Source organism: Sporosarcina sp. FA15 (assembly GCF_051550195.1).
Lineage (GTDB): Bacteria > Bacillota > Bacilli > Bacillales_A > Planococcaceae > Sporosarcina > Sporosarcina psychrophila.
In genome coordinates this window covers 2,818,980-2,831,676 of the sequence record NZ_CP188818.1, presented here as the reverse complement: position 1 = coordinate 2,831,676, position 12,697 = coordinate 2,818,980, and the positions used below count along the sequence as shown (strand labels likewise).

General features: G+C 35.1%; 11 protein-coding genes. 10 read left to right on the top strand and 1 reads right to left on the bottom strand.

Annotated elements, in window-relative coordinates; all coding sequences use genetic code 11:
• The first annotated feature begins 110 nt into the window (after positions 1-110).
• From ACP8HG_RS13355 to ACP8HG_RS13310, 10 genes are all read left to right on the top strand, one after another.
• Positions 111-1,460, top strand: coding sequence for an O-antigen ligase family protein (locus tag ACP8HG_RS13355; protein WP_438296702.1), 1,350 nt, complete (start codon positions 111-113; stop codon positions 1,458-1,460).
• A gap of 98 nt (positions 1,461-1,558) precedes the next feature.
• Positions 1,559-2,806, top strand: coding sequence for a glycosyltransferase family 4 protein (locus ACP8HG_RS13350; RefSeq protein WP_438296700.1), 1,248 nt, complete (start codon positions 1,559-1,561; stop codon positions 2,804-2,806).
• The gene (locus tag ACP8HG_RS13345; protein WP_438296698.1) at positions 2,797-4,293 is read left to right on the top strand and encodes a flippase; all 1,497 of its coding nucleotides are present in this window, start codon (positions 2,797-2,799) and stop codon (positions 4,291-4,293) included. The genes ACP8HG_RS13350 and ACP8HG_RS13345 overlap by 10 nt, the downstream gene beginning before the upstream one ends.
• Positions 4,294-4,579: 286 nt before the next feature.
• On the top strand, positions 4,580-5,590 hold the full coding sequence (locus ACP8HG_RS13340; protein ID WP_438296696.1) for an NAD-dependent epimerase: 1,011 nt from the start codon (positions 4,580-4,582) through the stop codon (positions 5,588-5,590).
• 11 nt (positions 5,591-5,601) lie between these two features.
• Positions 5,602-6,882, top strand: coding sequence for a nucleotide sugar dehydrogenase (locus tag ACP8HG_RS13335; protein ID WP_438296694.1), 1,281 nt, complete (start codon positions 5,602-5,604; stop codon positions 6,880-6,882).
• 2 nt (positions 6,883-6,884) lie between these two features.
• Positions 6,885-8,042, top strand: coding sequence for a glycosyltransferase family 4 protein (locus ACP8HG_RS13330; RefSeq protein ID WP_438296692.1), 1,158 nt, complete (start codon positions 6,885-6,887; stop codon positions 8,040-8,042).
• A 31-nt stretch (positions 8,043-8,073) separates the two neighbouring features.
• The gene (locus ACP8HG_RS13325; protein WP_438296690.1) at positions 8,074-8,298 is read left to right on the top strand and encodes a hypothetical protein; all 225 of its coding nucleotides are present in this window, start codon (positions 8,074-8,076) and stop codon (positions 8,296-8,298) included.
• 57 nt (positions 8,299-8,355) lie between these two features.
• A complete protein-coding gene (locus ACP8HG_RS13320) occupies positions 8,356-8,973 on the top strand; it encodes a sugar transferase (RefSeq protein ID WP_438296688.1) in 618 nt (205 codons plus the stop codon).
• Positions 8,970-9,608, top strand: a complete 639-nt coding sequence (locus tag ACP8HG_RS13315) for an acetyltransferase (RefSeq protein ID WP_438296686.1) — start codon at positions 8,970-8,972, stop codon at positions 9,606-9,608. Before ACP8HG_RS13320 ends, ACP8HG_RS13315 begins: the two co-directional genes overlap by 4 nt.
• On the top strand, positions 9,609-10,751 hold the full coding sequence (locus ACP8HG_RS13310) for a DegT/DnrJ/EryC1/StrS family aminotransferase (RefSeq protein WP_438296684.1): 1,143 nt from the start codon (positions 9,609-9,611) through the stop codon (positions 10,749-10,751).
• A gap of 219 nt (positions 10,752-10,970) precedes the next feature.
• On the opposite strand, the gene ACP8HG_RS13305 is transcribed toward ACP8HG_RS13310, so the two are convergent.
• On the bottom strand, positions 10,971-12,605 hold the full coding sequence (locus ACP8HG_RS13305) for a PucR family transcriptional regulator (protein ID WP_438296682.1): 1,635 nt from the start codon (positions 12,603-12,605) through the stop codon (positions 10,971-10,973).
• Between the last annotated feature and the right edge of the window lie 92 nt (positions 12,606-12,697).

The window sequence follows — 12,697 nt, the reverse complement described above, 5'->3', positions numbered from 1 at the left end:
TAGTTCTTATGTACTGAAAGACCTAAAGTATTGCAATATAATAAAAACCATATGATGATTGTTGGAATTTGGAATTTGGAATTTGGAATTATCCTGATAGGAGTAATATTATGCTTAGTGTCGTCGGACTTCAGTCAAAAAGAAGAAACAATGAAAATGACTTAAAGAGTCAATTATTTGGTAAAGGGATAAATTATAGAATGTTACTCTTATTTTCAGCAATAGAGTTGATATTTTATATATCTTTAGATAATCCACTGTTTGGATACTTTGGAGCATTAATACTAATAATTAGCTGCTTTTTTTTAAATAGTGAGCACCTAATCTATTTGGTAGTATTTTTATTAGCTAATCAGAGAATTATTGTATTTCCTCAAAGTGACGTCACATTGATTAATATTATTATAGTTATTGCATTAATTAAAGTTCTGCTTCTCTACAAAAAACAAATTGTAATCCCTGACATTATTATATTTTTAGTTTTTATTCTGTATTCACTTTTTACAGTCTTTCTTTCGGGAAGTATTTCGAACGTATTTATCGGACTCAAGTCTACTTTGCTGTTTATTACCTTATTATATATCTTTAAACAAAATACTAATAATATTAACTGGTATTATAACTTAGTGATGTACTTTTCAATCGGATGTATTATTTCAGGTACATTTGGATTCATAATTAATGGTGGGTCTATGTTCGGAGAAAATATACGATTTGATCCAGGTGGAGATAATAATTCGAATATATTTGGTACAATGTTGTCTTTTGCCATAGCTAATTTATTAGTAATTACCTTATTAAATAAAAAGTTTTCACTAACAGTATCAATCTTTATTATGCTCTTACTTACTTTTGGTTTTATGACTCAATCACGTTCCTTTATGTTAGCCACATCTATCACATTTCTTTATATTGTTATTGTGAGTCTAACAAATAATAAATTAAATAAAAAATATCTTTATGCAACGATTTTTATTATTTTATGTACTATGGTTTATATGATACTTAATCAAGACACTATACTAAGCAAAATATTTAATTCTACTATGGATCGTATTATTAATCCTAGAGGCGATGATATTTCAGGCGGTCGGTTAGAAATTTGGACTAATTATCTTGATATTCTCTTTTCGAACAATACCTATCTTTTTTGGGGTATGGGGGATTATAAATCTTATGGGCTAACTGTAGTAGCTCATAATGCATTTATTGAAGTAGTAGTCTCATGGGGCGTTATCGGTTTATTAATAATAATTTCCTTATTTATTTATGTTTGGTATAACCTTTCACGTATTTGGTTGAATAAAGGACATATTAAAAATGGGTTAGTGGCATATGCACCTTTAGTAGTAGTAATAATTACTAGTATGACAGGTCATAGCTTGTTGGGAATCGGGGTTATAGTACAAATTTTCATTAGTATACAAGCATTGTATGGGAATAAATTAAATACTGTTTGATATCACATAATAATACAGTGAGATGAAAAAGAACCAAACTTTGAGAAGAGGAGAATTATATGAGGTTAATGTGGTTGACGAACCAAGTATTGCCAGTCGTGGGAGAGAAAATAAATAGTAATATGAAAGGATCTGGTGGTTGGATTCTAACTATGTTGGAAGAATTACAAAATTTAGAAGAGATTGTGGCTATCGATGTTGTATCTACTTATAAAGGGAAAAAAGTTTTCACATATATAGATCAAAAGATTCGATATACACTTCTACCAACTTCAAGTAACTCAATTAAATATGATAAAAATTTATGGAAGTATATTCAAGATGAAATACTAGTTTTTAAACCAGATTTAATTGATGTTCATGGTATTGAATTTTATTTAATCAAATCTTTGTTAGAAGTAAAAACAAAAACCCCAATAGTAGCAACTTTACAAGGATTAACTAGTGAGATTTATAAACATTACTATGCTGGAATCCCTATGATAGAGTTATTAAGAAACCGAACTATTCGAGATAATATTTTTTTAGACGGAATTATTGAGCGAAAGTCCCAATATAAAAAAAGAGGGGAAAATGAGATAAACAGTTTGAAAGAACTGAAATACACTATAGGTAGAACTGATTGGGATCGAATTGTATCAATGCAACATAATCAAAAATTAAAGTATTTTGATTGTAATAGAAATTTGCGTAAAGAGTTTTATGGGCATACTTGGACCTTAGATTCAGTCGATAGATATAGTTTATTCACAACACAATCCCATTATCCAATAAAAGGGTTGCATATTCTTTTGGAGGCATTGTCAATTATTGTAGAAAAGTTTCCTGGAGTTTGTTTATATATTTCGGGGAAAAATATGCTTAGCCGTAATACATTATTTGAAAAGTTAACATTTAGTGGGTATCAAAAGTATATTAGTAGACTTATAAAAAAGTTGGATCTTGAAAATCATGTAATCTTTACAGGCCCACTAAATTCTTCTGAAATTGTTAATCAGCTTAAAAAAACTCATACATTTATAATGCCCTCTGTAATAGAAAACAGTCCAAATGCTTTGGCTGAGGCACAGCTTATTGGAACGCCTAGTGTCGCTTCATTTGTAGGAGGGATAGGAGATTTCGTCGAGGATGGAATTTCAGGATTACTTTACAGCTGTTATGAACCTGTTATTTTGGCGGATAAAGTTCAAAGAATATTTTTGGATGATGAAATTGCTCGAAATTTATCGACTAATGCTAGAGAAATTGCAGCTAAAAGACATAATAGGGCAGAAAATACAGAAAAATTAATTTTTGCGTACAAAACGATTATTAAAGAAAGTGAAAATGAAAGTGAATGTCAATGAATAGTGAGTTGTTAAAAATAGCTAAAGGTTCAAGTATACTCTTCCTTTCGAAAATAATTGCATATTTATTGGCTTTTATTTTCAATTTGGTTGTAGCAAGATATCTAGGCGCTAACATATATGGAAGTTTTATATTTGTATTTTCAACACTTAGTTTACTTACGGTTTTTATTCAATTAGGCAATAAAAATGGTCTAATGTATTATATACCACGTTTAAAAGAAGATGGTAAAAATTATAAAGACTTAATCAGCACTACGATAACAATGTCTTTTATTATTGGTATAGTTGTTGTAATTGTAACTATATTTTTTTTATCCAAACCCATCGGTATTTATATTTTAGGTTCTGAAAGTTATATAAATGCCGTTAAAATATTGACAATTGTTGTGTTTATGGACGCTATTAGTGAAATATTAAAAGCAAGTCTAAGAGGAAACGATGAAATAAAACATTTTGCTTTTGGTGGTGTATTAGTCCATTTTTTTAGGATATTTATTATAATGATTTTTATTTTGATGGAAGTTAAAACTAATATATTGATAGTAAGTTATATTATTTCATCATTATTAATAGTTTTTTATTATTTGTTGGTTTTAAAAGGGAAAAAAATGTATGGGAAGATTAATTTAAACAGTATGAAATTGTACTTTTCCATGCTTTTATTATTTATCCCAACAATGTTTACAGCTTTATTGAGTGTGATGCATACTCAAATTGATAAAATCATGATTGGTAATTATTTAGGCGCTGGATCAGTTGGAATATATAATATTGCTACTGTTATAGCAAATTTAAGCTCATTTATATTTGCTGTAATTAGTGCAGTTATATCACCTATTATTTCTAAAATATATTATTCTGGAGATATGCAGAAACTATCTGATATTTATAAAACGGTAAGTAAGTGGACTTTAATTGCAAACTTGTTATTCTTATCTATTATTTTAATATTAAGCGAAGATATACTTCGGTTATTCGGAAGTGAATTTAAAATAGGGGCTACAGTATTAATACTTGTTTCAATAGGACAATTATTTAACTCTATAGCGGGCCCTTCAGCAGCTATAATAAATATGACGGGTCACACAAAGGTTTCTTTTTATTTTTATATAGTTACAGTTATAATGAATTTAATATTGAATTTCATTTTTATTCCTTTATACGGAATTAATGGGGCAGCTTTTACCACAATGGTATCCTTAATAACGCTGAATATACTAAATGTGGTATTCATATACATAAAAATGAAGTTGCATCCATTTAGTTTTAAAATGATAAAACAGTTATTAATTATTGCTATCAGTTTTATATTTACCATTATTATTTATGAATTATTATCATTACAATGGTTAGCGAGCCTCTTTGCGATCCCAGTAATTTTAGTTGGTTTCTATTTTATGGTTAGTTATTTCATTGGTTATGATAAAGAAGATAGAAACATTATCATGAATATTGCGAATAAAATTTATAGAAATAGTATTTAGATTAGGTGATAATTCCGTACGACTATTAAGATTCAGAAGATTGTTTGTCTAAATCCTTAGGCATTTTATGTTATTAACTTTAGATGTCTTGGAGCTTAGTCATACAAATGATTGCAGTCCAGATAGAAAGCAGAAAACGATGCCAAGTAAATATGTGTTGAATTAAAAAATGATAAACCTGCTTCGAGTGGCAGTGTTTTAACTATTTGTAAATTGGTTATTATGAATGCCATAGATTTTTTAAAAGTGAAAATACTTTGGGTTAAAAAGGAGACGACTTATTATTATGAAGGTCTTAGTTACAGGTGCTGCAGGATTTATCGGATTTAATTTATCAAAAAAATTATTAAAGTTAAATCACTCAGTAATAGGAATCGATAATTTGAATGACTACTATGAAGTAACTTTAAAAGAAAATCGCATCAAAGAAATTAATGATAATAATTTCAGTTTACATCAAATTGATTTGGAAAATAGAGATGATTTGAATAAGGTATTTGAAACAGAAAAACCAGACGTTGTTATCAATCTGGCTGCTCAAGCAGGTGTTCGATATAGCCTTGAAAATCCACATGCCTATATAGATTCCAATATCGTGGGCTTCATGAATATTCTTGAAGCATGTCGTCATAATGGAGTTGGGCAGCTGATTTATGCATCTTCAAGTTCAGTTTATGGAGCAAATACTTCTTTGCCTTTCTCTACAAGCGATAATATCGATCATCCATTAAGTTTGTATGCTGCTACAAAGAAAGCAAATGAGCTAATGGCTCACACATACAGCAGTCTTTATGGAATTCCGACAACAGGTCTTCGCTTCTTCACAGTATACGGTCCATGGGGACGTCCTGACATGGCACTATTCAAATTCACGAAGAACATTATTGAAGGTAAGCCGATAGATGTATATAACAATGGGGATATGATGCGTGACTTTACATTTGTAGATGATATCGTTGAGGCCATTAGCAGGCTTGTGGAGAAAAAAGCGAAACCGAATCCTGAATGGTCTGGTAAGAATCCAGATCCTAGTTCAAGTTATGCACCTTACAAAGTATATAATATCGGAAATAACAGTCCAGTCAGTTTAATGGAATTCATTGAAGCGATTGAAGAAAAAATAGGTAAGAAGGCAATTAAAAATTATATGCCTCTCCAAGCAGGAGATGTGCCAGCAACTTATGCAAATGTTGAAGATCTTTATCGTGATATTGATTTCCGTCCACAAACATCAATTAAAGACGGGGTAGGTAAGTTCGTCGATTGGTATATTGATTACCACAAAGTGAAATTGTGAGGATGGGTTATATGAATCGGAAAATAGCAGTCGTTGGATTAGGGTATGTTGGATTACCTGTTGCTGTAGCTTTTGGAAAGAAACACCCCGTCATCGGGTTTGATATTAATGAAAATCGCATTGAAACGTTGGTTTCAGGCGTTGATTATACAAATGAAGTAGAACCGGAGGAGTTGAGAGAAGCGCAGATCGAATTCACTTCTGATGGTAGTAAGCTGAAAGAAGCTAACTTCATTATTGTATCTGTTCCAACACCAATTAATGCACACAATCAACCTGACCTGACCCCACTATTGAAAGCATCGGAGACTGTCGGGGCGAATTTGCAAAAAGGAACCATTGTCGTGTATGAATCAACTGTGTATCCCGGAGCGACAGAAGATGATTGTGTTCCGGCTCTTGAGAAAGCTTCTGGATTAGAATGCGGGAAGGATTTCTTTGTTGGCTACTCGCCAGAACGTATTAATCCAGGGGATAAGGTACATACATTTACGACGATTACGAAAGTCGTTTCCGGCCAAACTCCTGAAGTGTTGGATATCGTGGCAGATGTGTATGCAAGTGTCGTTACTGCAGGTGTACATAAAGCGAGTTCTATTAAAGTGGCTGAAGCAGCAAAAGTTATTGAGAATACACAACGTGATGTGAATATTGCACTTATGAATGAACTTGCTTTAATCTTTGACCGTGTTGGTATTGATACTGCAGAGGTTTTAGAGGCTGCCGGAACGAAATGGAACTTCCTAAATTTCACACCTGGGTTGGTTGGAGGTCACTGTATCGGTGTAGACCCTTACTATTTAACGCATAAAGCTGAAATGGTTGGGCATCATCCCGAAGTAATATTGGCAGGTCGCCGTATCAACGATGATATTGGAAAATATGTTGCAAGGGTATTGGTGAAAAAACTAATTAAGCATAATTTACCAGTGCAAGGAGCAAGAGTAACCATCCTTGGATTGACATTCAAAGAGAATGTGCCGGATTTACGAAACTCGAAAGTTATTGATGTCATCCGGGAATTACAGGAATATGGAATAGATGTTCAAGTGACCGATGCTCAGGCGGACTCCGCTGAAGCTGTTCGGGAGTATGGGGTGTCTTTAACTTCTTACGATGAACTCCTTCCCGCAGAAGCTGTTGTCCTGGCTGTTTCACATCGTGAATATATTGAAACGGGATGGACACAATTTGATAGATTGTTGAAGCATGGTAAAGGGATAGTAGTGGATATTAAAAGTGCAATGGATAAAGAGAGTAAACCCGAGAAAATTGACTTGTGGAGATTATAAGATTGTCTAAAAAAAAGATATTACAAGTATGTGCGATAGATGTAAGTGTAGATGCCCTTTTAAAACCATTGATTTTGAAGTCGATGGAGGAGGGCTACGAAGTTCATAATGCTTGTACAAACACAGGAAAGTTTGCCGAGTTGGAATTGCAAGGGCTGACAATGATTGAAGTACCCATAGACCGGCAGATTCATCCACTGAAGAATTTGAAATCAATTTGGAATCTGTACAAACTTATGAAAAAAGAAAAGTACGATATTGTGCATGTGCATACACCGATTGCGGCGTTGTTGGGTAGAGTAGCTGCCAAACTGGCAAGAGTAAAATGCATTGTTTATACGGCTCACGGGTTTTATTTTCATGATGAAATGTCGAAAAAACAATATAATCTTTTCTTTAATATAGAAAAGTACGCCGCTAAGTGGATGACGGATTGGTTGTTGTTGCAGAGTAAAGAGGACTATGAGCTGTCACTGACACATAGTTTTAAATCTAAAGAACATACACTCCATTTAAGTAATGGTGTGGATATCTGGAATAAGTTTAATACGCATATTATTTCACAAAGTGAAACAGTATCCTTTAAAAAAGAGAATTCGCTACATGATAACGACTTTGTCTTTTCTTTTATTGGAAGGCTTGTAAAGGAAAAAGGGATCTTCGAATTAGTTGAAGCTTTTAAATCTGTAGCTTCAAGATATCCTCATGCCAAACTAGTTTTGGTTGGGGGACTATTGGATAGCGAACGTGATACGGAAAGTTATAATAGGCTTATGAATGACTTGAATCATCCGAATATTCGTTATATTGGGTTTCGGAAAGACATTCCAGAAATAATGAAAGCATCTGACACATTTGTATTGCCTTCATATCGAGAGGGGTTGCCAAGATCAATTATCGAGGCAATGGCTTTGGGAAAACCGATAATTGCGACGAATATACGTGGTTGTAGGGAAGAAGTATTTCCAGGTGAAAATGGTTTTTTAGTTGAGAAAGAAGACGTGAATGAATTAGAACAAGCCATGATCTCACTTTTGGAAGATCCAGAGCTTGTAGTAAGTTATGGAAAAAGAAGTAGGGAAATTGTTGAAGAATTGTTTGATGAGGAGAAGGTACTTCAGAAGCAGATTGATTTGTTTGGGAGACTTACGACTAGCTGACTTACATATGTACTGTGAAAGGAGAAACTATATGGACTTTGAGAAGGACGATTTGTCAGAGCAAAACACCGCACCTTCACCTTGGTATAAAACTTCACGGGGTGGAGGAATAGATATTGGAATAGAAACAGGCTTGATACGGATAATAAGTTTGAATTCAAAAGGTATGAACAAATTGGTGAATTCATGGCTTAAAACTGCGGTGTCTAGTCTATCTGAAGAAGAAAAACAGCAATTGAAGGACAAGCTTAAGTAAAAGAATAAACGCTTGAAAAGGTGTACTAAAATACAGTGTAGAAATGCGGGCATTTCCATGAAAAGATTATTTGATGTTATTGTAAGTTTACTTACATTGATTGTTTTATCACCTGTTGTCGGCGTGACAGCACTACTTATTCGCTCGAAAATCGGTTCTCCAGTTTTATTCAAACAGCAACGACCTGGATTTAAAGAGAAGCCTTTCAATGTCTATAAGTTTCGTTCAATGACAGATGAGCGAGATGCAAATGGTGAGTTGTTGCCGGATGATGTGCGGTTGACTTCGTTTGGTAAGGTGGTTCGGAAATTAAGTTTGGACGAGCTGCCACAGCTTTTGAATGTGCTAAAAGGTGATATGAGCTTTGTCGGGCCACGCCCGTTATTGATGGAGTATTTGCCATTGTATAGTGAGCAGCAGGCAAGACGACATGACGCGCGTCCAGGTATTACGGGTTGGGCACAAGTGAACGGACGAAATGCGATTTCTTGGGAAGAAAAGTTTGAGTTAGATGTGTGGTATGTTGAAAATTGGTCGTTTTGGTTGGACATTAAAATTTTATTCATGACGGTATTGAAGGTTTTCAAGTCCGAGGGAATTAGTCAGGATGGGCAGGCGACGATGACGAAGTTCGAGGGGAATATAGCTTCTTCAGGTAAGGGTGATGTACAGTGAGGGAAATTGTAATCATCGGAGATAGCGGCCATGCAAAGGTTATTACTGATATTGTGAATTCAAATGATGACATGTCGGTATTTGCAAAGCTCGATGATAAGTATCAAGAGGTATTTGTAGAAGACGGTCTATTAAAAGGACCTGTCAGTCATTTAGATGAGTTGATAGAAAGTGATTCTAAAATCCAGGTTGTCATTGGGATTGGATCGAATACGGTTAGGAAAAAGATTGCTTCAAGCTTGAGGCTTGCTTCGGAAATGTATGTAAGTGTAATACATAGTTCCGCAATTGTTAGTCCCAGTGCAGAGCTTGGTATCGGGACTGTAGTTATGCCTGGTGCTATTATAAATGCTGATGCGAAAATCGGAGATCATGTCATTGTGAACAGCGCTAGTGTTTTAGAGCATGATTGTGTTGTTGGAGATTATGCTCATATCTCACCACTTGCAGTACTGACTGGTGGTGTAACCATTGGTGAAGGTACACATATCGGCGCGGGTGCATCAGTGATTCCATTAAAGACAATCGGCGCATGGTCGATTGTCGGTGCAGGTGCAGTAGTTGTATCGGATATAGAAGATAAGGTAACAGTTGTCGGTGCACCGGCACGAGTTGTAAAGAGAGAAGGTTTGTAAATGACGAAACGGATCTTTTTATCCTCCCCTCACATGAGCGGGAACGAACAGAAATACATAAATGAAGCGTTTGAGACGAACTGGATTGCTCCACTTGGACCGAATGTGAATGCGTTTGAGAAAGAAATGGCCGCTTATGCTGGATCAGCGGATGCAGCGGTCTTGTCTTCTGGTACAGCTGCCATTCACTTGGCATTGGAATTACTCGGAGTTGAACATGGAGATACAGTTTTCTGCTCTAGTTTGACGTTTGTTGCAAGCGCAAACCCAATATTGTATTTGGGCGCTGTGCCGGTTTTCATTGATTCGGAAGAAGAGACTTGGAATATGTCACCGGATGCTTTAAAGCGTGCATTGGAAGAAGCACAAGCGGACCGGAAGCTTCCGAAAGCAGTCATCGTCGTGAACTTGTATGGACAAAGTGCGAAGATGGACGAACTTATGGCTATTTGTGATTCGTATTGTGTTCCTGTTATTGAAGACGCTGCAGAATCCCTTGGTTCTTCTTATAAAGGGAAGAAGAGCGGAACGTTTGGTAAGTTTGGTGTCTATTCATTTAACGGCAATAAAATTATCACAACTTCAGGTGGAGGCATGCTCATTTCTGACGATGTCGACGCATTAGCCAAGTCTCGATTTTTGGCCACGCAGGCACGAGACGCAGCTCCTCACTATCAACACAGTGTAGTCGGCTATAACTACCGAATGAGTAACATCCTTGCTGGTGTCGGTCGTGCCCAGCTCGAAGTGTTGGATGAGCGTGTGAAGGCGAGACGTGACGTGTTTGACCGTTATGTTGAAGCGTTAGGTGGAATCGAAGGAGTGCACTTTATGCCTGAGCTTGAAGGCACGTATTCGAATCGTTGGCTGACGGCGCTGACATTAGATCCGGACAAGGTAAGTATCAAGCCTTATGCATTAATGGATGCTCTGGAAGCGGAGAACATTGAGGGGCGTCCGGTGTGGAAGCCGTTGCATTTGCAGCCGTTGTTTGAGGAGTGTAGGTTTTATCCGCATGCGGAAGATGATGTTGTTAGTGAGCGGTTGTTCTCGGAAGGGCTTTGTCTGCCGTCGGGGTCGAATATGACGGTGGAAGAGCAGGAGAGGGTAATTAGTCTACTTAAGGAGTATTTGTTAAACTAAATCTATAGTGAAACCTCAGCTATTTTAAAGTAGCTGAGGTTTTTTGTAATTTAAAATTATGCAAAAAGTGTAACGACTTTTATCTGAATTTCCCACATTTTTTTGTTCATACCTATCTAATATCAATTGAGACTGAACCGAAAGGTTCAGTAGGACAAATTACAATTTGCCTAAGAGGGGGAGAAATAATATGTCGCTCATGTCGTAAAGAAATCTTAATCATTTTGTCGGGTTAGCAGTTGATTCGTTTAAATTTAATGGTAAAGACTTACTTCTATAATCACCTACGAAATGGAAGTAGGTAAATGCGATTCTGAGAAGAATAATTGTATTAAGTGAATCCAAATTGGCACTAAGAAGGGTTGAAATTAACTTCAGCCGATACCTAACTGTGTTCTTATGGATAAATAACCTTTTTCCCGTTTTTTCTACATTAAGATCATATTCTAAATAGTTATATAATGTATTAAGCAGTCCAGATTTGTTTTTATCGTCATATGCAATAATCTTTTGCAGGGTTTCACTATAGATTTCTCTAGCTTCTTCAATGGCTTCTTCTGAAAAGATGATTCTTTCAAGGTTCAAACGTTCAAAGTTTGTTGAAATAATTTTCTCTTCACTAACTTGATTTTTTTTAGAAATCATCAATGATATTTTGGCTTCCCTGTGGGCTTTGGAAAGTTCCAAAATGGAATACGGCCGACTAGTCCCGCATTTCATTTTTATAGTTGAATAGTTGGTGTCTATGAAACTAAACAGTTCATTTGTGGTAGATTCGAAAAACTCCTCTGGTATAAGAATAATAAAATTGCTGTCATAATTTTGACCTACTAAAATTTGGTTTAACTCAAATTTTTTCATAAATTTAACCTTATGGATCAAATTTTCCTTAAAGATTTGGTTATCGTGCTCAATGTGAATCAATAGTAGACGATAATCATTTGCGACTTTCAGATCGAAGCTTTTCATCTTTTTTTGCACATAGTATTCAGACTCAAATGAGTTATTGACCAGTTCAAGAATAAAATCGTTTAGATGCCTTTGTTCGATGGCGTTAATTATATTTTGGTGCTCCACTTCTAAGTTTGCAATGATCGCGGCCTGTTCAACCGCAATTTTAATCTTCGGAGTAAGCTCGTCTGTGCCTGACCAAACAAATATACCACCTTCAAGTGTATTTTTTTCATTAATCCATTTAATTAAAAATAAAGTCTGCTCGTATTTTACTCTTTGAATTTGATTGCTGATTCCATTAAAAGCGGTGCTGATCAAATAATCTAAGTTGATGTTATGATTTGGTTGTTCAGGATAATCGATTCTCAAGTTCATTTTTTTGAAATAAATGGTTAATGGCATTTTGATGATGCTATAGAGTACCTTCGCTAATTGCAGCATATCTCCTTTATTCTTCAGATGGTTATGGAACTTCTCGTAAATACTATTCAATTGATAGATCTCATCATCTTTTGCTTCCGATAGTGCATGGGTAATTTCCAATAAAAAATTGGACCAGGCTGGTTTATTGTTCAATTTAATAATTGGAAAGTCATTTTCGCACGCATACTGTTGGATTTCCTTCGGTAAGTAAGGAATATGCCTACCAATTTTAACTCCCAGGCCGAACGCCTCCCTATCAATCAATCCCTTTATAAATTCGTGAAATCTTACTTCCCAATCATCCGTTCCCGAAGCGAAATAACCGGTTGTTAAAATAAAGTCTCCTTCTTTTATCCAATGGCTTCCATCAGGCGAGTCAATAAAGGTAACATTTCTCATTTGAGACCTAAAAGGACAGGTCGTCAATACTTCCGATTCCTCGAGTAAATTTAACTCCATTAGTTTTTTGAATAGCATTTCTTTCACCTCTTTGTTCAAAAGTACAAGAAAATTCGTATTTATTTGTATACAAGTCTAATTATATATGATATATAGTTTCTTTAACAGAT